The organism is Pannonibacter sp. SL95, from assembly GCF_026672425.1.
GTDB lineage: Bacteria > Pseudomonadota > Alphaproteobacteria > Rhizobiales > Stappiaceae > Pannonibacter.
The window spans coordinates 1-17,510 of sequence record NZ_JAPPRC010000004.1 but is presented as its reverse complement, the minus strand read 5'-3'; the positions used below and the strand labels follow the sequence as shown (position 1 = coordinate 17,510).

The following is a 17,510-nucleotide window of genomic DNA, read 5'->3' as shown; positions in this document are numbered from 1 at the left end:
TCGAGAGGCATCAATGGCCAAGCCGCACAATCCCCCGCCGGAGGGCTGGGACCGCCATTCTATTCTCGGCGAAATCAGGCGTCAGAACATGACCCTGACAGAGCTGGCAAGCCGCGCTGACATGCGCCCCAACTCGTTCGGGCATGTCTGGACGCGGACTGTCCGCAAAGCCGAAGCCGTCATTGCCGATTTCCTGGAAACCGATCCAGCCGAACTCTGGCCGGACCGGTATCCGATCACCTCGCATCGAATCTACGATATCCGTAAACACGGACCCGGCGCCAGTCAGAAGCGTGTTGCTCCGGCTGACAGGGCGGAGGCGGCATGATGGGCCAGCTGTCAGTCACTCCTTCCATCGCTGACAAGCATTGCGCCGTGATGATGCCGCTTTGCCAGACAGAGGTCCGGGCCTGCTTCCGCCTTGTCAAGGTGAGCCAACAGGGGCGGCGCTACTACTTTTCCGGTGCCGTGGACCAAATCGAAGCTGTGGATGTCCAGACGGGGCAGACCTGCCAACGCGTGGTTTCGCGCGGCGGGCTGCTGCCAGGCGATGCGCAGATTTTCGACAGCCTGGAAGACGCCCGCGATACCGGGCGAGGCCTCAATCTCTGGGGTATCGGCGGTGCCCAATGGACCGTGGAGCGCGCAGATGTCTGACATCACCAAAGCCCTTGCCTTCGTGAGGAGGCATATCGAGATCTCTGACGGACTGGGTATCCGGACGAGCGCCGACTGGCGGCGGGTCGAGGTCCTCTTGATGAAGCTGGAGCGCCTCGAAGCCGGTTCGATCAATGCCGCGCCTGACCGTGCTCCTGAAGGAACTCATTCAGAGCTTCAGACATGGTTTGGGTTAGGGTGGGGATCTGATCAGGGCGCAGGGTCATGCCAGTCCGAAGCCGGTCGAGGGTGCAACACCGATGAGATCATGAGGATGCTATCGCGCCTTCAGCTCCAGGTCACCCAAATCTCTGCGAGGCTGTCTTCGGCCGCAGAAGCCCGGAGGCTGGACTTTTAATGATCGTTTCGCCCGCCTTGATCATGTGCTGCGCCGCGACTTCCATTGCGTTCCTTTCCGCATCGACTACTGGCATTGCGTCGTCGATATGCATCCGGAACTCGATTGTCAGCGTCCCATCGTTCTTCTGCGGATCGGCATCGTCGATCAGCTGGACGCGGACACGGACGTTTCTGAACTGCCGTTCATCAGGATATGGCCGACCGGGAAAGTCGACGGACACACCAAACAGTTTCATGTGGCTTTCGAACGTCTTCATCGGAATTCACTCCGCGTATGTCGGTTGCGTGGATGTGACAGGTCACGGGGCCGGCTGTCACTGGCCCCGCGACCGAGCCCGATTAGCTGACTGCGATTCGCGAGACATGGCTAACGGAAATGTTCCGCAGTTTAGCAACAAGCGGAGGCGCGGCTGAGCCATGGCCAAAGCACGGAGAGACACGCTGACAGTGGATCTTCTGTCCTGGGAGCCGCCGCAGGTCGAGGCCCGGTTTGACGCACAGCGTGTGCGGGCTGCGACACTGGCAGGCAAGGTCTGCCGGGTGCTTGCCGAGGCGATGAAGGAAGACGGGCGGAGCCGCGACGAGATCGCGGCAGAGCTTTCGGCCTATCTCGGCGAAGACATCAGCCGGGACAGTCTGGATGCCTGGGCCTCGGAGGCCCGGGACAAGAGCAACATCGGCGCCTACCGCCTGATTGCGCTGGTGAAGCTCCTGAACAGTCCGGAAATGCTCAACGAGCTGCTCAGCGATACGCCGTTCCTCGTTGTCGACCGCAAGTACCGGTCGCTGATCGAACGGGAGCTGGCGATCGAGACACGCGAGCGGCTGGACCGGTTCATATCGGCAAGCGATGCGGAATGGAGATCACGGAAATGACCTTCACTCATCTTCCCCCGGCAAGGGGCACGGGAACGGCCACATGTAATGCCTGCGGCGCAACGGCGCTGTCATCACATCATATGCCGCTGCAATCAGGTCCGCGCGCGGTTTCAGCGGATGACAGATCTCTGTCCGGTGCAGTGTCTCCAGGACATCTGCAGCCTGAAACGCCATTTCAGCCGCGGCCGCAATCACCCAGAACCGCTGTTCAAGGGGCAGCCGGGCAAGACGCTTCGTTCGACCGGGCGGCGGAGCACCCAGAACCTCTTTCAGAAGAGGGGCTTGTGATCGAAAGGTGGCGTAAAGACTACCTTGCGCGGCGGCGGCTGAACCTGCTGCCCCTAGAGGGGCCAGGAAGGGTTGAAACTCTTCTCTGGCAAGCAGGTCTTGCAGTTCATGTGCAACGCCTGCGGCGGCATTTGCGGACGCTGATACATACATGGGATGACCTCGAAGCGGCGTTGAAGGGCGACCTGCCGCCGAGTGCCATTCCGTATCATCCTTTCGTGCTGTGGGTCTACCGTCTGCGCCGTGGAGGCCGGTCATGAGCTGGTACACCGCGCGGGAACTGGCGGAGCTGGCGTTGCCGGGATTGCCAAGTACGAAACAAAAAATCAACGACCTCGCCGCACGGGAGAATTGGGCGGCGCTGGACGGCTGCGCAAGACAGCGCGAAGGCCGGGGTGGCGGTTTCGAGTACAGCGTCGCCGTGTTGCCCGAGCCCGCAAGGGCAGAGCTGGAGCGGCGCCAGGCAAGCCGGGCGCTGGAGGCACTGGCTGTGCAAAATCAAGGGGCACTGACCGGGGAGCCGGCGGGCGCCCTGGTCGCACCTAACGCACGGCAGATCCTGATGATGCAGGCGCGGGCCAGCCTGCTCATGGAAATCGAGCGCCGTATGATTGCGCATGACCTGACACAACGGCAGGCGTCACTGCAGTTGCTGTCGGACCTGGACCTTGCCCGCAAGGGTATGGCGACGAGTGACGCCGGCGACCGGCATGAGGCTGATTATCCTGCCCTGATCACCGCTTGCGGCCTTGCGCTTGACCGCAAGAGCGGCCTGTCGCTCAGAACGCTGTATCTGTGGTTCTCGGCGAGGCAGGACGGCATTCGCGCGCTTGCGCCCAAGCAGAAGAAGGCGGCGGTGCCGATCCAGGACCTGCCCTGGTTTCCAGGGTTCTTGAAGTTCTATGCGCGTCCGGCGAAGCCAACAGTTGCAGAGGCTCTTGCTGACTATACCCGGACCCTTGCCGATCCGTCACTGGCGCCGAGCGCAAAGCAGGTAAGGACAGCACTTGCGAAACTTGGTGCCGTAGATCGTCATCGCGGGCGAGAGGGTGCGCAGGCGCTTAAAGCCCGGCTCGCCTATGTCAGCCGCAGCACCGATGATCTGATGCCGACGTCCGTCTACACGGCGGATGGAAAGACCTTTGATGCCGAGATCGCGCATCTTCTGACAGGACAGCCTTTCCGCCCGGAGCTGACTTCGGTGCTGGATGTGGCCACGCGCAAATGCGTCGGGTTTTCCGTGTCCTTGAAGGAGAACTGCATTGCCGTTGCCGATGCACTGCGCATGGCGTCCTGCGCGCACGGCATTCCGGCGATCTTCTACGTCGACAATGGGCCGGGCTACAAGAACAAGACATTGGACGGCGATGTGACCGGGATGCTGGGGCAGCTCGGGATCACCAAGATGCACTCACGCGCCTACAATAGCCAGGCGCGCGGCATCATCGAACGGTTCAACGGGTCCGTGTGGAACCCGCTGGCCCGTAAGCTGCCTACTTATGTGGGCCGGGACATGGACCGGGAGGCGCGCAAACGCGTCTTCACGTCGACACGCCGCGACGTGGCCACGTCCGGTTCAAGTCCTGACCTGATGGGATGGGAGCGTTTCCTGGAGGTCTGCCAAGCGGTCATTGATGCCTACAACGAGCAGCCCCATACCGGATTGCCCAAGATCCGCGACGCGGAGACAGGCCGTGAACGGCACATGTCGCCGAACGAATGCTGGCAGCGCCATATCGAGCAAGGGTTTGAACCGGTCCATGTGGCGCATGGTGAGGCTGATGAACTGTTCCGGCCCCATGTCGTGCGGACGGTCCGCCGCTGCCTGATCGAGTGGAACACAAACACGTATTTCCACCTGGATCTCACCCCTTATCACGGGATGAAGGTCGCTGTCGGCATCGACATCAAGGACGGTTCCAAGGTCTGGGTCCGGGAAATCGACAAGGTCGACGGCACTGAATTGCCGGGCCGCTTGATCTGCGTCGCGGCGTTTGCCGGCAATGAAGCGCGCTATGTGCCCAAGTCCTTTGAGGATGCGGCCATCGAGCGGCGTGCCAACGCCCAGCTGCGCCTGGTTGGCCAGAAAGCAGACCGCATCGAACAACAGCTCCGGTCGACGCTCCTTCTTGAAGCCTCCGATGATCAGTCCTCCCGGACACTGCCCTGCACAGCAGCAGGCAGTGAATGGCGCGAACCGCTAGTCGATGGTCAGGCCAACAAGCGGGAAGATGATCGCGGTCTGGTGTTGATCGAAGGCGCGCCGGAGGTTGAGCAACCTGCCGGGCCGGCAAAACGACGGGTCTTTGCAAGCGACGTCGACCTGGCTGCGTTTGCCGTCGAGAGCCCCGAGTGCCTTACCGAAAACCAGAAAAAAGTCCTGCGGGGATGCCTCTCCCGCAGGACTGATCTGGACCTGTTCCGCCTGTCAGGTGTCGACGTGGACGCATTGAGGGATGTGCTGCGCGCCGCTGCCTGACAGGTAAACCTGAACACTTACAACAAGGAAGTTAGCAGATGCGGAATGTCTTTGTCGAGACCGACAACGTGAAGCGGTTTCTGTCTGCCCTGACAGCACTCAACCAGCGCGGCGCTGATGAGGCCTGTCTGGTGGTCGTCGATGGTCTGCCAGGGCTGGGCAAGACAACAACCCTGAAACACTGGGTTGCGCGAACGGGCAGCGTGTATCTGAGGGCCAAGAAGGAATGGACGCCAAGCTGGTTCATGAACGAGCTTCTGGATACGCTGCGGGTCAACCCTCCCCATGCGTTTCAGAAGAAATACGCCAAGGCGCTGGAAGAACTCGCCGGACGGCAAGCGTCGGCTGCGCTTGAGAACATGAGCTTCGGCCTCGTCATCGACGAGGCGGATCATGTGTCGTCGAAGTCCGCCATCCTGGAGACCATCCGCGACATCTCGGACATGATCGAGCTGCCGACAATCCTTGTTGGCATGGGCAAGGTCAATGACAATCTGGCCCGCTTCCCCCAGGTCGCCAGCCGCGTGTCTCAGAAAGTCCGTTTCGAGAAGGCCAGCCGCGATGATGTCCGCGCGCTGATCCAGTTGCGCTGTGAAGTGGCGGTCGCTGATGACTTGCTGGACTTCGTGCTCAAGGCGTCCTCGGGGTTCAACCGGGAAATACTTGAAGCCATCGCCAACATCGAGCGGTTCGGCCTGCGCAATGATCCAGGTCCCGGGGGCTGGGGATCGCAGACATGGCCGGGCAAGTGATCCTGAATGACCGTGCCTCCAACCGGCCGATCCGTGTTCCGGGAGGTCTGTGATGGTCCCAGGAACAGTTCCAACGACCTTGCTGCACGCTCTTGGCGATGGTGCCTGCCGGACGATCGACGACCTTGATGCGCGGCTGCCCCTCTCCCGGCGCCAGATCTCGGATGGGGCTGGCATGCTGATCATGCGCGGCCTGATGGAGCGTATCGAAGTCGGTTGTTATCAGCTGACGGCCGATGGGCGCGCGGCTGCTGCCAGCGGCCGCGTCATCAGTTCCGGTCCGATCCGGCCGGATCGAGGGAGATGCCGGGCCCCACAAACGGGCACGCTGCGGCAACGCGCCTGGAATGCCATGCGAATGGGCGGAGCCTTCACAATCGGCGACCTCGTAATGGCCGGTTGCGACGGCTCGGAGAAAAACGCCGCTAGCAACCTGCAAAGATATCTGAAGTCGCTGGTCCGGGCGGGCTATGTCGCGGAACTGCCTGTCCGCGCACGCGGCACGAAGCAGACATCCAACGGGTTCAAGCGATACCGGCTCTTGCGGGATACCGGTCCGGTTGCTCCTGTCTGGCGACCTTCGAAGCACGATCTCTTTGACCATAATCTTGGAGATGCCGGCGAGGTTGTGCCATGCCGATGAGCCTGACTGTCAGAGACCTTGTTGCTGAACAGGTCGAACGGCTTGGGTCGAAAAAGGCCGTTGCGGAGCTTCTTGGCGTCAGCCGAACGATGGTGAGCCTCTATCTTTCGGGCCGCTATGCGGCGGTCGGAGGCCGTGTCGACAGGTTCGAGGACCGCGCCCTTTCGGTGTTCTCAGACCGCGTCCGCTGTCCGCATCTGAAGCTGGATATCAGCCGCAACATCTGCAGGTCGCATGCAGAGCTGGCCATGCCGATGTCAGACGCCAAAGCCCTGAAGCACTGGATCGCCTGCAAGGGCTGCCCACTCAATCCCAATCACGCAAAGGAGGATGAGGCATGCTGAGCCATCACCTGCTGATCGTACGCAATAGCGTGGCTTTCGTCCGCTCCAGCGACGGCTCCTTGTCTATGCACGCAACCCTCGCAGATCTGCTCGATCGGGCGCTGGCGAGCTGCATCATCGCAGCTCAGGACCTGGAGGCGGAACAGGCAGCAAGGCTTGCGCAACTTACCGCTGAGCAGCTCGCAGGATCGAACGTGGTGCTGTTCACCCCGCGCGCTCGAGCGAGCCTTGCGGGAGAGGTCGACGGACCGGGAGGTATGGCATGAACCATTTCAACCGCGCTTGGGTACTCGACGATCTTGCCCGTGCCATCGGTTTGCGTGTCATCGGCGAGAGCATCATGGACATCGCCGTCGCGCTCGATCGCCGGCATGACGATGTGGCGGCGACGCTACGCCGTGCGCGCAATCTGTGCCGCAACGAATACTGGGTGGGGCCGCTGCTGGCGCCCCCACAACCGGCCAAGGCAGTCGAAAAGCGTGTCCCGAAGGCACGGGTGCTGCGGCGCTACACAATCCGCCGGGACATCGACCTCGACGATCTGGCCGCACCGGCCTGCCGCGACACGACCGCCCTGTTGATGGGCGATCCGCCGCCGGAGCGACGTCAGCTGATCGATGCCGAGCGCTGCCTGAGGACCATCTCACTCCCGAAAATCTCAGCACAAAAGGACATTTCAAATGAGCACTGAATCCAACCTGCCCGATGGCTACTGGCAGGACGCCAAAGGCGCGCTGATCCCGATCGGCAACATCAAACCGGAGCATCAGGAAGAAGACGCTCTGGTCAAATCGCTGGTGACAGAGGCCAAGGAGCTGAACCGGCGGCTTGCCGCATTCAAATCCCGCGCATTTGGCGATGTGCAGGCATTCCGGGACCTGATCGCGGAAAAATATGGCGTCTCGCGCGGAGGCAAAAAGGGCAATGTCACCCTCAGCACATTCGACGGGTCGATGCAGGTCGTGGTTGCTGTCGCTGATCATGTTTCGTTCGGCAGCGAGCTTGAAGCCGCGAAGGAACTGATTGACCGCTGTATTCACCGCTGGTCCGAAGGTGCAAATGCCAATCTGCGTGCGCTTGTTGACCAAGCCTTCCAGGTCGACAAGGCCGGTGAGATTTCGACAGGACGGGTTCTCGGATTGCGGCGGCTTGCGATCGAGGATGCTGACTGGCATCGGGCCATGGATGCGATCGCGGATGCGGTACGGGTGACCGGCACCAAGGCATATGTGCGTGTCTATGAGCGCGATCCGGTTCGTGAAGACCGCCTGCCCGTCTCCCTCGACATCGCAAGCGTGTGAGGTGACGTCATGCCCATGATCTACGTCGGCGAAAAGAGCCGGCTCAAAAGTCACAGCGCAGTGGTCAAAGGTAGCAAGTCGATTGTCCGTGTAGAGATCGAATGCTTGGACGCTCTCGATCTCTACAGCTTGCTCCGCGAGCTTGATGACATGGCGGTCAGGCAGGCCACCGTGACCGACAAGTCCGAAAAAGGCAAACGTGCGAAGCCCTTGATGATCGAAGATTTGCGTGGTCGGAACTGACATGGCCCGCCTCGACGATCCGCGCGAGCTGAGCGACGAGGCGGACCGCCTGAGGCAAGAGCGATGTGACCTGCTGGCAATCGTTTACCGCCGGCGCTGGCGGGCGCACCGGATGCCGGACCTGCAGCAACAACTGACTGCGATCACCACACGTCTGATGCGGCTTGAGCTTGAGGCTCGCCAGGTAGCAAAGGATAACACCCATGGATGCAATCACGGTTCAGGCCAGCACACCGATTGTCCAAGCGATGGATCATACAGTGGATCGCGCTACTGGTGGCGCGAGGACGCTGACTGAGGGCAACACAGTCGCCATGGCCATCAGCGCGCTCGAAAGCCCTGTCGACGGGCTCGGGCTGCTGACCGTTGTTCTTGGAATGCGAATGGCCAATGCAGCCGCCCGGCTTGATGACGCCGGGCGTGAGCAGGTCGCCGACGCAGCCTGCCAGTTGCTACTGCGCGACTTCCGCGCCGCACTCCGGAGGTTGATGGCATGAGCATCGCTGCCATTCATGTTGCCAAAGCGCAATTGGGTCTTGATGACGAGACGTATCGTGCGCTGCTTGTTCGGATCACTGGCAAAGCGTCGTCCAAAGACATGAACGGCCGCGAGCTGCTAGCGATCCTTGCAGAAATGCGCGGGCTTGGGTTCAAGGACCAAGCGGGCAAGTCCTGGCGCGCCGGATCCCAGAAGCCTTTCGTGCGCCGTCTGTTTGCCCTCGCCAAATCGATCGACGAGCTGGGCTACTGGCGGCACCCCTACAAAAAGGCGCTGCAGTTGTTCGTTGCCGAGAAAACTGGCGTCGAAAACCCCGAATGGCTGACATCCGAACAAGCCGCGCCTTTGATCGAGGCTCTGAAACAGATCGAGCGGAGGCTGAAATGCGGATGACGTCTCGCCCCAGTGTGCCTGAAGCCGCAGTTTCGGATCACGCGGTGCTGCGCTATCTGGAGCGCGTCCTTGATCTGGATGTTGAGGCCGTGCGCGGACTGATCCTCAGCGAAACGAAACGCGCGATCGCGGCCGGAGCAAGCGCCGTCGTTCGAGATGGTGTTCGTTATGTGATCCTGAACCGCACCGTCGTCACTGTCCTTCTGTCCAGCAAAAGAATGGCGCTGAAAGAAAGGACGAGTTCTGGTCAGGACATCGCTTTGCTGCCACCTCAGACACCGTTCATGAGGGGCGACTGCCATGGCTAGATCGTTCTTTTCCGAGGACATGGCGGACATTGCCGACATCTGCGGTCAGGCAGTTGCGCTTGAGTTGCTGTCCGTCCTGCCAGGTGTCGAGATCAAGGTGCCCCTGACATTCAGCCCTGACAATCCGCTGTCCAGGCTCAAGCGGGAAACGGCGGATCTTCTCATCAAAGAACTTGCCGGGAACAAGTTCTATGTGCCGACGCGCCGGGAGCGGATCGATACGAAAGCGGCGGCCCGGCGGCTCAACCGCGAAGGCCAGAGCAGCCTCGAAATTGCCCTGGCCCTGCATGTCTCCGAACGCTATGTCCGGATCCTTCTTGCCGATCGGAAACGGCCTGCCAAGCGTGTGAAGGTTGACGAACGCCAGATCGATCTGGAAGATTGGTTGTCAAATGCTGACCCCAAGACAGGGGCCCAGCACCAGTTGTGATCGTGGAAGGCTCGTTGCCGAAAATCCGCGCAGGGTTCCCGGCAACCTAAGTCCCGATCCGCAGGAACTGTTCCGGCGCATTCCCCTATTCCGACATCCAAAGTGGTTTCCGACACGCATTCCGTGAGGAGCCACTATGTCGATTGTGCAGCACCTGCGCCAAGCCCAGGGCAAGCGGACAGATCGCGCGACCCAGATCAAGTCGGCGGCGGCCCGGATTGGCTGTGAGGTCAATGTCCTTCACGCAATCCTCGACGTCGAAAGCGGCGGAGAGCCATTCGATGCCCAGGGGCGGCTGATCATTCTGCCAGAACGTCACGTCTTCTGGCGCGAACTGCCGAAATCCAAACGCGCCAGGGCGATGACCATGGGGCTCGCCTCACCGAAATGGTCGAAGGCGAACTATGCAGGACTTGGAGGCGCTGGTTCTGACCAGCGCTGGGACCGCCTGGAGCAGATGGCCGCGCTCGATGAGCGAGCCGCGCTGATGTCGGTCAGCTTCGGATCAGCCCAGATCATGGGCTTCAATCACAAGATCTGTGGCTTTGATTCAGTGATTGCCTTCGTCCAGGCAATGGCTGCGAGCGAAGCTTCCCAGATCGATGCCTTTCTGACTTTCCTGCTTCGCAGCGGGCTTGCCGAGGCGCTGCGAACCAAAGACTTTCGTGCGGTCGCACGGCGCTACAACGGTCCAGGACAGGTGGATTACTATGCCGGGCGAATGGTGGCAGCCTACAATGAGCTGTGCGCTGCAGCCGGCGCGAGCGAACCCGCAAGTGAGGCCCCCTCGTCGCTCAGCCTTGGCGCAGACGGTTACCGCGTGAAGGCCCTGCAATCCCGCCTTTCAGAACTGGGGTTCGTGGTCAGGGCCGATGGCGACTTCGGGCCAGCGACACGTCGTGCGGTGGTCTCGTTCCAGGTCGAGCATGGCCTCAAGGCTGATGGCATTGTCGGTCCAAAGACGGAAGAAATGCTCGCCAAGGCATCCGGCCTTGTCGAACCGAATGCTGAACGCCAGGGGCTTACTGTCCAGGACCTTCGCCGCCAGGGATCACAGACGGTTCGCAAGGCGGACTGGCTGTCGCGCATCGGCATGGCACTGACCGGCACGGGAGCGGCAGCCGGCGGACTTGAGAGTGGCGAGCGCGGCTTTCTTTCTGACCTGGCGGGTCAGGTCTCCGGCGGCATCGATCTCATCCGTTCAATTCGCGCAGACGTGCAACCGCTTCTCGACTTGGTGACCGGCAACACATGGACCGTGTTTGCGCTGACCGGCCTCGCCGTCATTGTTATCGCCTGGCAAATCAAGCGCCGGCGGCTTGAGGACGCAAAGACCTGGAGGCATGTCGGATGACGCTCCTGTTCCGTTTTGGCATCTGGCTCGTTGGCAGCCTTGGTGGTGGCGTTGCCGATCGCATCCTCAGCCATCTTGAACGCAAAGCCGATATCGAGAACGGCCGCGACAAGCTGCGCGCCGAAGTGACCGTAGAAACCGTCCGGTCGGAACTGGCGGTCCGGCAGGCAGCACGCGACATAGTCCTGGCCGAACAGGGCTGGTGGGTCACCGCCCTGATCCGGCCAGCCTTCGCCTGGCCCATTGCTATCTGGTCGGGCGCTGTTGTCGCAGATAGCCTGTTTCACTTCACCTGGAACGTCGCAGCTCTGCCCGCCCCCTCGACGAATGGGCAGGCTGGATTGTCGCTGCGTATTTCCTCACCCGTCCCATGGAAAAGGTTGCGCGCGGCTTCTTTCACAGCCGGCGCTAGCGCCTCTTAACAACGATCAGCTTTGGGCCGTTAGACCGGCTCCGGCTTAACGCCCGCTGATCCAGGAGCCCTGATGATGAGCGATGATATCAGCCAGCGCCTCGGCAAGATCGAAGGCCTCCTGATCGGGATCGACAAGAAGGTCGACGGTCTTGAGGGGCAGATTACGCGCCAGGACGAACGCTTGCGCACCGTTGAACGGCGCACATTTGCCAATTCGGTTGTCGCCTCCGGTGTGATCTCGATCGGCATTGCCTTCGTCAAGGACAAGATCGGTGTGTGACAGGCCTGATACCACGGGATTGGCATTTGATGGCACGGGATGAAGACAAGAAACGGCAGGCTCGCAAACGCTTCATCTTCGAGCGCCAGTCTGTGCCGACCATCTGCCTGGCGCTTGGCATTTCTGACAGCACATTGCGGCGCTGGAAGAAGGATGCCCGACAGCATGGGGATGACTGGGACGTTGCCCGTTCCGCAACCATGCTCGCCGGCGAGGGCCTTGAGACAGTGGTCGCATCCGTTGTCGAGGATTTCGTCATCCTGTTCCAAGCGACCGTCGAAGACGTCAAGTCTTCCGAAACGCTCCAGGCCGCAGACCGCGTCAAGCTGATGGCATCGCTATCTGACGCCTTCAACAAGATGGTCTCGTCAGCCGGCCGCGTTGCGCCGAAGCTGTCCGAGCTGGGCGTTGCCAATGACGTGCTTTCCCGTCTGGCGGAGTTTGTCCGGATCGAGTTTCCGCAGCATTCGTCGGCGTTCGTCGAAATCCTCGAACCCTTTGGAGACCGGCTTGCGGAGGTTTACGGATGATCTCGCCACGGCATGGCCCCGGCGCGCCGCTCAAGGCAAACGAGTTCCGGAAAAGCATCGCCGAGATTGCGGATCTGTTCCGGCAAAAGATCGAACTTGAGGTCGAAGCTTTTCCCGCAGATCCGGAACGACGGCGTGAACGGCTGGCCAAAGTTCAGGCGGACGGAACCGGCTACAGGTTTTTTGCCGAAACCTATTTCCCGCACTATCTGTCGAAACCTGCCAGCCGCTTGCACGATCATCTTTATGCCGACCTGCCGTCAATGGTCGAAACCGCTCATGGTCAACGCAAGCTGGTCATCGCACCGCGCGGCTCAGCCAAGTCGACCCATATTTCCCTGATCTTCCCGCTCTGGTGCGTCGTGCGCGGCCTGAAGCATTACATTGTCCTGATCATGGATGCCTTCGAACAGGCTGCCGTCATGCTCGAAGCGCTGAAGGCCGAACTGGAGGTCAATCCCAGGCTGAAATACGATTTTCCCGACGTCTTCGGCCAGGGTCGTGTCTGGCGCGAGGGCGACATCGTCACGCGCAACAACGTCAAGATCGAAGGGTTCGGGACAGGCAAAAAGATCCGTGGCCGTCGTCATGGCCCGTTTCGCCCGGATCTTGCGATCCTGGACGATGTCGAGAACGACGAGAATGTCGCCAATCCCAAGCAGCGCGACAAGCTGGAAGGATGGATCTCCAAGGCTGTTCTGAAACTTGGGCCCCCTGACGGTTCCATGGACGTGCTCTATGCCGGAACCGTCCTGCACCATGATGCCGTCATCGTCCGGTTTTCCCGAAAGCCACAATGGCAGGCCACAGAGTTTCGAGCCATCCTTACATGGCCGGATCGCATGGACCTCTGGGACCGTTGGGAAGAGTTGTATCTCACCGATGAGCCAGCTGCAGACGAATGGTACCAGGCGAACGCCAAGGACATGGAGCGTGGCGCCGAACTGAACTGGCCCGACAATCACACGCTGCTCTACCTGATGCGCGAGCGGGCCGGCGAACATTCCGCGTTCGAAAGCGAATATCAGAACAAACCCGTGTCCCGGGACAATCCGTTCCAGGATCTGACATGGTGGGTGCAAAAGAAGCGGGACTGGCTGTTCTTCGGTGCAATCGACCCTTCGCTTGGCAAAAACAACCGGCATCGTGATCCCTCGGCAATCCTGATCGGCGGCTATGACCGTGAAACACAGGTGCTGGATGTGGTCGAGGCTTCGATCCGCCGCCGCTTGCCGGACGTCATCATTGCCGATGCCATTGCGTTGCAGCGGGATTATGCCTGTCAGTTGTGGTTTGTCGAAAGTGTCCAGTTCCAGGAACTGTTGCGCACCGACCTGATGAAGGCTGCAGCGCGTGCCGGGCTTGCCATGCCTTGCGTTCCCATTGTTCCGCTTGCGGACAAGGCGCTGCGGATCGAACGGCTGCAACCGCCGGTCCATGCGGGTCTCATCCGTTTCAATGCAGCGCACAAGGTTCTGGTCGATCAGCTGCAACAGTGGCCGGACGCCGATCACGACGACGGTCCGGACTGTCTGGAAATGCTCTGGAGCAATGCGGTCGCAAAAGCCGCCAGCGCATTGACTGCCAACACATTTAGAACGGCTCCAGGAAGCTCCAGGTCGGCATCGGCCTTTGGAGGGGCGGGCTCGATATCAGGACCGGCGTCCGGACGCTTCGGGGGGTACCGGCTGTGAAGTGCCGCAAAGTGACCGGCCGCAAGGAGCCAATTTCGCCCGCACTGTTCCTGCAACAGGAGTAAAAAGACATGGCTCGAGGTAAGTCTGCCGGGATCCCCGCTGGCGCGCGTGCTGTGCCGCCGCAGGGCGGACAGTTCATCGCAACGCCCGCAAATGATGTCACCATTCCGTTCTTTTCCAATGTGCTGGAGCCTCAGGACCCAACTATCCGGGAAAAGGGCGCAGCCAAGGGTTTGAAGCTCTATGATGAGGTCTTGCGGGATGGCCGTGTCCGCACGGTCCTGGGCAAGCGCTTTACCAAAGTGACGCGCCGGAGCTGGACTGTCACGCCGGCGGATCCAGATAAACCTCTCGACTTGGAGATTGCCGAGGCGATCACCAGGATGCTCAAGCGGATCGGTTTCGACGGGATCAGCAAGCATCTGCTCAAGGCCATCCTGAAGGGCTATGCGGTGGCGGAAGTGATCTGGCACCTGGACCAGGACGGACTGATCGCGCCGAAGGCCATCAAGGCGCATGACCAGGCTCGTTTCCGCTTTGCCCCGGACTGGCGTCCACGGCTCCTGACCCGGGAAAGCGGACTTGAAGGGATCGAGCTGCCGGAACGCAAGTTCATCGTTCACCGGTATGATGCCGAGGGAAACAATCCCTACGGCCTCGGGCTTGGCTCCACATTGTTCTGGCATGTGCTGTTCAAGCGTGAGGGTGTCGCCTCCTGGATGGTTCTGCTTGAGAAGTTCGCTGCCCCCACGCCTTTCGGACGTTTTCCGGCCGGAACGGCCGCAAGTGAGCAGGATCGTCTACTTCTGCTGCTGCGCGATCTCGTTTCCAATGGCGCGCTGGCAGCACCGATCGGCACTGAAGTCGAGTTTCTGGAAGCAAAACGAAGCGGTGACGCCGGCTATGAAGCCTGGGTGCGCTACTGGGACGAACAGACCTCGGAAGTCGTGCTTGGCAGCACGCTCTCCACAAGCGTCAAGGGTGAAGGCGCCCGGGCCGCGTCGGAAACCCATGCGGACGAAACCGAAGCCATCATTGACGATGACGCCGATGCCTTGTCGGAAACCTTCAATGACACCCTGATCCGTTGGATCACCGAACTGAACTGGCCAGGCGCCACGCCCCCGTCTGTCTGGCGGCCACGTCCGAGCAATGAAAAGGACGAGGAAGCCCTCAAAAAGTCGCGGCACGAGCGCCAGCGGGGTGCGGTCGGTCTGCTCAACGAGTTGCGCCGTGAGGGCTTTGAGCCCGATGATGTCGAAGCCTGGCTGGCAGATGTGATGGAAACGCCGGTGACCGGCTTTTCCCGCCAGGACCTTGCGGCCAGCCCTGGCGCGGATGCGTTGACGACTGCCTTTGCCGACGCTGCGGCCGCACGTGAGGGTGACCCTACATCCTATCTTGTCGACCAGGTCGCCGATCTCGCCGGACCGGCCCTGACCGGGTGGATCGGCACATTGCGCGAGACCCTTTCGGGGGTAAAGGACTACAGTCACGCATCGCAAGCCTTGCTGGAGGCATATGGCCGGCTTCAGCCGGATCCACTGGGCAACATCCTCGGCGATGCACTTGCCCTGGCAGAGCTGAACGGCCGGGCCGATGTGCAGGACGAGACCGGCGTTCTCCCGTCGTTTACCGCCGCCGGCAAAGGCTCAAAAAAAAAACTTCTGACGTCCTCACCTGCGGGTGCTGCGGAGGCGCGAAGCACCAGCTTTGCCGATGACGGCAACAGCGATCATGGCCCGCTTGCTGATGCCATCGCTTTCCATCGGCAGAAGATCAGGTTGCCGACCAACCACTGGCATGATCTTTTGCACCATGCCCACGACCGTGCCTTCGTTGTTGCCGGTGCGACGCGGGACGCCCTGATCGAGGACTTTCAGGCCGCGATCGATGACGCCCTTGCCAAAGGCCTGCCGTTCAATGGCTGGCTCGACAAGACGGGCGTTCACCAGCCAGGCTTCATTGACCGGTTCGACGAGATCGTCCGCCGGCACGGATGGGATCACAAGGGCGGGCGTGAATGGCGGGCACGGGTGATCTATGAGACGAACCTGAAATCTGCCCATGCCGCCGGCCGCTATCGTCAGATGACCGATCCGGATGTGCTGAAGGTTTATCCTTACTGGGAGTATGTCCATGGCCTGGCGCGGGTCCCCGATACGCCGCGCGAAGATCACGAAGCCTGGAGCGGACTTGTCCTGCCGGCAGATGATCCATGGTGGCAGACCTACTATCCGCCCAATGGCTGGAAATGCGGCTGCGGGGTGCGGCCTGTCTCGCGGGCAAAGCTGAAGACGCTCGGCAAGGACGGGCCCGACCCCTCGCCGCCAATCGAGACCGAACGCCGACCGGATCCGGCAACCGGGCAGATCCTGGACTATCCAAAGGGCGTCGACATGGGCTGGGCCTATGCGCCTGGACGATCCTGGGCGAGCGGCCTGGTGCCGCGTGAACTGCAACAGCCCCTCGGCACACAGATGCAGCTGCCAGGGATTGTCCAGCTGCCAGAGATGGCTTCGATCGCCCGGCCTCTCAAGACGCGCAAGCTTGCTTCCGGACTTCCCGAAGAGGCTTATGTGGAAGCCTTCCTTGCCGAGTTTGACACCGGTCCCGACACACCGGAACTGTTCCGGGACAAGGCAGGGCATGCGGTTGTGATCTCTGACGATCTGTTCCGCCGGCCAGATGGGACAAGCAAGCTCGTCAATCCGCGTGGCTTGCCAAGTTCGAGCCGGGCCACAGCCCTCGTTCAACTGGCGGAAGCCCTAAAAGATCCGGACGAGATCTGGATTGATTGGGAATGGCATGCCGCCCGCAACGCCTGGATCCTGAAACGCCGCTACCTTCGGGCCGCGCCAGATCTTGCCGGTCTGATCATTTTCGAATGGAGCCGCTTCGGATGGCGGGGCACCACAGCCTACAACGCGGAGTCTGGCAAGTCAGGCAAACGCCGGCCGAACTTCAACCAGATCGAAACCTGGCGGCATGGCGTGCTTCTGTACCGAAGGGAAACAGACAAGAGCAACACCGGGGAATGAGAAAGGGCGGTCGACGCAGACCGCCCGGCGCAGGAACGGAAAGGAGGCCTGCGCCGGCCCACGTTCCTGTCGCAAAACCAAGTTTACAGGCTCTTTGCTTCAGCCGCAATCAGCCAGGTACTGCGGAGGAAAACTCAAGTGCTGACCTTCCGTTTCGAGACAAGCCGGATCGGGCCAGAGATTGAGGCCCTGATCGGCAAGGCTGGTAACCGCGGCCGCGGCGCATCGGATCATCGGACTGACGCTCTATGATCAGACTGTCGACCGGTTTCAGAGTGGGCCAGCGCCGGATGGCACGCTCCTGGGCCCCGCTCTCCCTTTTACCGGGTCCAGCCGCCGCAACAAGCGCGGCATCCTTCGGGACCGAGGCGAGCTGTTCGGCTCGATCTCATCAGGTCCGCACGCGAGGCGGCCGAAGTCGGTACCCGCCTCAATCATCCGAAGGTGATGGTGATGCAGTCTGGTGCCAGATCCGGCCGCGCCGGGCGTCCGTGCTTGCCGTTCCCATGGGACGCGTCGGAAACAGGCCGGCATTCATTCGCAAAGCCGACAATCCGCCCCGGCCCTATATCGGGATTCGCCGGGGCGATGAGGAAAGCCGTCAGAGATGCATTGCT

The 17,510-nt window shown here is 61.1% G+C and carries 24 protein-coding genes; 21 read left to right on the top strand and 3 right to left on the bottom strand.

The window, feature by feature from the left end:
* Window positions 1–13: 13 nt before the first annotated feature.
* Entirely contained in the window at window positions 14–328 is a 315-nt protein-coding gene (locus OVA12_RS10540) for a helix-turn-helix domain-containing protein (RefSeq protein ID WP_268137118.1), read from the top strand.
* Complete coding sequence (locus tag OVA12_RS10535; RefSeq protein ID WP_268133601.1) at window positions 325–657, top strand: hypothetical protein; 333 nt, start codon at window positions 325–327, stop codon at window positions 655–657. Before OVA12_RS10540 ends, OVA12_RS10535 begins: the two co-directional genes overlap by 4 nt.
* A 299-nt stretch (window positions 658–956) precedes the next feature.
* Here the strand turns inward: OVA12_RS10535 and OVA12_RS10530 are convergent, their stop codons facing one another.
* Window positions 957–1,274, bottom strand: coding sequence for a hypothetical protein (locus OVA12_RS10530; RefSeq protein ID WP_268133602.1), 318 nt, complete (start codon window positions 1,272–1,274; stop codon window positions 957–959).
* 160 nt (window positions 1,275–1,434) lie between these two features.
* Between OVA12_RS10530 and OVA12_RS10525 the strand changes: the two genes are divergently transcribed.
* Window positions 1,435–1,893, top strand: a complete 459-nt coding sequence (locus tag OVA12_RS10525; RefSeq protein ID WP_268133603.1) for a hypothetical protein — start codon at window positions 1,435–1,437, stop codon at window positions 1,891–1,893.
* Between the two features lie 3 nt (window positions 1,894–1,896).
* Here OVA12_RS10525 and OVA12_RS10520 read toward each other — a convergent pair whose 3' ends face one another.
* Complete coding sequence (locus tag OVA12_RS10520) at window positions 1,897–2,337, bottom strand: hypothetical protein (protein WP_268133604.1); 441 nt, start codon at window positions 2,335–2,337, stop codon at window positions 1,897–1,899.
* Window positions 2,338–2,440: 103 nt separating this feature from the next.
* On the opposite strand from OVA12_RS10520, the gene OVA12_RS10515 reads away from it, so the two are divergent.
* The 18 genes from OVA12_RS10515 to OVA12_RS10430 all read left to right on the top strand — a co-directional run bounded on the left by OVA12_RS10515 (window position 2,441) and on the right by OVA12_RS10430 (window position 16,893).
* Window positions 2,441–4,663, top strand: coding sequence for a Mu transposase C-terminal domain-containing protein (locus OVA12_RS10515; protein ID WP_268137116.1), 2,223 nt, complete (start codon window positions 2,441–2,443; stop codon window positions 4,661–4,663).
* 38 nt (window positions 4,664–4,701) lie between these two features.
* The gene (locus OVA12_RS10510; protein WP_268137114.1) at window positions 4,702–5,415 is read left to right on the top strand and encodes an AAA family ATPase; all 714 of its coding nucleotides are present in this window, start codon (window positions 4,702–4,704) and stop codon (window positions 5,413–5,415) included.
* A 52-nt stretch (window positions 5,416–5,467) separates the two neighbouring features.
* Window positions 5,468–6,058 carry a hypothetical protein gene (locus OVA12_RS10505; protein WP_268137112.1) on the top strand — a complete coding sequence of 197 codons (591 nt, stop codon included), beginning with the start codon at window positions 5,468–5,470 and terminating at the stop codon, window positions 6,056–6,058.
* A complete protein-coding gene (locus OVA12_RS10500; protein ID WP_268133610.1) occupies window positions 6,055–6,402 on the top strand; it encodes a hypothetical protein in 348 nt (115 codons plus the stop codon). Before OVA12_RS10505 ends, OVA12_RS10500 begins: the two co-directional genes overlap by 4 nt.
* Window positions 6,396–6,668, top strand: a complete 273-nt coding sequence (locus OVA12_RS10495; RefSeq protein ID WP_268133611.1) for a hypothetical protein — start codon at window positions 6,396–6,398, stop codon at window positions 6,666–6,668. The genes OVA12_RS10500 and OVA12_RS10495 overlap by 7 nt, the downstream gene beginning before the upstream one ends.
* Window positions 6,665–7,093: a hypothetical protein gene (locus OVA12_RS10490; RefSeq protein ID WP_268137110.1), complete on the top strand. Its 429-nt coding sequence runs from the start codon at window positions 6,665–6,667 to the stop codon at window positions 7,091–7,093. The genes OVA12_RS10495 and OVA12_RS10490 overlap by 4 nt, the downstream gene beginning before the upstream one ends.
* Window positions 7,083–7,703 carry a DUF3164 family protein gene (locus OVA12_RS10485; RefSeq protein WP_268133613.1) on the top strand — a complete coding sequence of 207 codons (621 nt, stop codon included), beginning with the start codon at window positions 7,083–7,085 and terminating at the stop codon, window positions 7,701–7,703. Before OVA12_RS10490 ends, OVA12_RS10485 begins: the two co-directional genes overlap by 11 nt.
* Window positions 7,704–7,712: 9 nt before the next feature.
* On the top strand, window positions 7,713–7,946 hold the full coding sequence (locus OVA12_RS10480; protein WP_268133614.1) for a hypothetical protein: 234 nt from the start codon (window positions 7,713–7,715) through the stop codon (window positions 7,944–7,946).
* A 203-nt stretch (window positions 7,947–8,149) separates the two neighbouring features.
* Window positions 8,150–8,443, top strand: a complete 294-nt coding sequence (locus OVA12_RS10475; RefSeq protein ID WP_268133615.1) for a hypothetical protein — start codon at window positions 8,150–8,152, stop codon at window positions 8,441–8,443.
* On the top strand, window positions 8,440–8,838 hold the full coding sequence (locus tag OVA12_RS10470) for a gp16 family protein (protein WP_268137108.1): 399 nt from the start codon (window positions 8,440–8,442) through the stop codon (window positions 8,836–8,838). Before OVA12_RS10475 ends, OVA12_RS10470 begins: the two co-directional genes overlap by 4 nt.
* 44 nt (window positions 8,839–8,882) lie before the next feature.
* Complete coding sequence (locus OVA12_RS10465) at window positions 8,883–9,146, top strand: hypothetical protein (protein ID WP_268133617.1); 264 nt, start codon at window positions 8,883–8,885, stop codon at window positions 9,144–9,146.
* A complete protein-coding gene (locus tag OVA12_RS10460; RefSeq protein WP_268133618.1) occupies window positions 9,139–9,576 on the top strand; it encodes a hypothetical protein in 438 nt (145 codons plus the stop codon). The genes OVA12_RS10465 and OVA12_RS10460 overlap by 8 nt, the downstream gene beginning before the upstream one ends.
* A gap of 136 nt (window positions 9,577–9,712) precedes the next feature.
* The gene (locus OVA12_RS10455) at window positions 9,713–10,930 is read left to right on the top strand and encodes an N-acetylmuramidase domain-containing protein (protein ID WP_268133619.1); all 1,218 of its coding nucleotides are present in this window, start codon (window positions 9,713–9,715) and stop codon (window positions 10,928–10,930) included.
* Window positions 10,927–11,352, top strand: a complete 426-nt coding sequence (locus OVA12_RS10450; RefSeq protein WP_268137106.1) for a hypothetical protein — start codon at window positions 10,927–10,929, stop codon at window positions 11,350–11,352. The genes OVA12_RS10455 and OVA12_RS10450 overlap by 4 nt, the downstream gene beginning before the upstream one ends.
* A gap of 66 nt (window positions 11,353–11,418) precedes the next feature.
* Window positions 11,419–11,625: a hypothetical protein gene (locus OVA12_RS10445; RefSeq protein WP_268133621.1), complete on the top strand. Its 207-nt coding sequence runs from the start codon at window positions 11,419–11,421 to the stop codon at window positions 11,623–11,625.
* 29 nt (window positions 11,626–11,654) lie between these two features.
* Window positions 11,655–12,155 carry a DUF1804 family protein gene (locus tag OVA12_RS10440; protein WP_268136932.1) on the top strand — a complete coding sequence of 167 codons (501 nt, stop codon included), beginning with the start codon at window positions 11,655–11,657 and terminating at the stop codon, window positions 12,153–12,155.
* On the top strand, window positions 12,152–13,849 hold the full coding sequence (gene terL, locus OVA12_RS10435; protein ID WP_268136930.1) for a phage terminase large subunit: 1,698 nt from the start codon (window positions 12,152–12,154) through the stop codon (window positions 13,847–13,849). Before OVA12_RS10440 ends, terL begins: the two co-directional genes overlap by 4 nt.
* Before the next feature lie 71 nt (window positions 13,850–13,920).
* The gene (locus OVA12_RS10430) at window positions 13,921–16,893 is read left to right on the top strand and encodes a phage portal protein family protein (protein ID WP_268137104.1); all 2,973 of its coding nucleotides are present in this window, start codon (window positions 13,921–13,923) and stop codon (window positions 16,891–16,893) included.
* 434 nt (window positions 16,894–17,327) lie between these two features.
* Here OVA12_RS10430 and OVA12_RS10425 read toward each other — a convergent pair.
* On the bottom strand, window positions 17,328–17,510 hold a 183-nt coding region (locus tag OVA12_RS10425; protein WP_268137103.1), incomplete at its 5' end, for a hypothetical protein.

Bases quoted from the DNA above. Each gene is read 5' to 3' on its own strand.
- OVA12_RS10445 (WP_268133621.1), top strand. From the start codon at position 11,419: ATGAGCGATGATATCAGCCAGCGCCTCGGCAAGATCGAAGGCCTCCTG.
- OVA12_RS10540 (WP_268137118.1), top strand. From the start codon at position 14: ATGGCCAAGCCGCACAATCCCCCGCCGGAGGGCTGGGACCGCCATTCT.
- OVA12_RS10480 (WP_268133614.1), top strand. From the start codon at position 7,713: ATGCCCATGATCTACGTCGGCGAAAAGAGCCGGCTCAAAAGTCACAGC.
- OVA12_RS10455 (WP_268133619.1), top strand. From the start codon at position 9,713: ATGTCGATTGTGCAGCACCTGCGCCAAGCCCAGGGCAAGCGGACAGAT.
- OVA12_RS10510 (WP_268137114.1), top strand. From the start codon at position 4,702: ATGCGGAATGTCTTTGTCGAGACCGACAACGTGAAGCGGTTTCTGTCT.
- OVA12_RS10460 (WP_268133618.1), top strand. From the start codon at position 9,139: ATGGCTAGATCGTTCTTTTCCGAGGACATGGCGGACATTGCCGACATC.
- terL (WP_268136930.1), top strand. From the start codon at position 12,152: ATGATCTCGCCACGGCATGGCCCCGGCGCGCCGCTCAAGGCAAACGAG.
- OVA12_RS10500 (WP_268133610.1), top strand. From the start codon at position 6,055: ATGAGCCTGACTGTCAGAGACCTTGTTGCTGAACAGGTCGAACGGCTT.
- OVA12_RS10535 (WP_268133601.1), top strand. From the start codon at position 325: ATGATGGGCCAGCTGTCAGTCACTCCTTCCATCGCTGACAAGCATTGC.
- OVA12_RS10515 (WP_268137116.1), top strand. From the start codon at position 2,441: ATGAGCTGGTACACCGCGCGGGAACTGGCGGAGCTGGCGTTGCCGGGA.
- OVA12_RS10485 (WP_268133613.1), top strand. From the start codon at position 7,083: ATGAGCACTGAATCCAACCTGCCCGATGGCTACTGGCAGGACGCCAAA.
- OVA12_RS10475 (WP_268133615.1), top strand. From the start codon at position 8,150: ATGGATGCAATCACGGTTCAGGCCAGCACACCGATTGTCCAAGCGATG.
- OVA12_RS10430 (WP_268137104.1), top strand. From the start codon at position 13,921: ATGGCTCGAGGTAAGTCTGCCGGGATCCCCGCTGGCGCGCGTGCTGTG.
- OVA12_RS10520 (WP_268133604.1), bottom strand. From the start codon at position 2,337: ATGTATGTATCAGCGTCCGCAAATGCCGCCGCAGGCGTTGCACATGAA.
- OVA12_RS10495 (WP_268133611.1), top strand. From the start codon at position 6,396: ATGCTGAGCCATCACCTGCTGATCGTACGCAATAGCGTGGCTTTCGTC.
- OVA12_RS10525 (WP_268133603.1), top strand. From the start codon at position 1,435: ATGGCCAAAGCACGGAGAGACACGCTGACAGTGGATCTTCTGTCCTGG.
- OVA12_RS10505 (WP_268137112.1), top strand. From the start codon at position 5,468: ATGGTCCCAGGAACAGTTCCAACGACCTTGCTGCACGCTCTTGGCGAT.
- OVA12_RS10470 (WP_268137108.1), top strand. From the start codon at position 8,440: ATGAGCATCGCTGCCATTCATGTTGCCAAAGCGCAATTGGGTCTTGAT.
- OVA12_RS10530 (WP_268133602.1), bottom strand. From the start codon at position 1,274: ATGAAGACGTTCGAAAGCCACATGAAACTGTTTGGTGTGTCCGTCGAC.
- OVA12_RS10490 (WP_268137110.1), top strand. From the start codon at position 6,665: ATGAACCATTTCAACCGCGCTTGGGTACTCGACGATCTTGCCCGTGCC.
- OVA12_RS10450 (WP_268137106.1), top strand. From the start codon at position 10,927: ATGACGCTCCTGTTCCGTTTTGGCATCTGGCTCGTTGGCAGCCTTGGT.
- OVA12_RS10440 (WP_268136932.1), top strand. From the start codon at position 11,655: ATGGCACGGGATGAAGACAAGAAACGGCAGGCTCGCAAACGCTTCATC.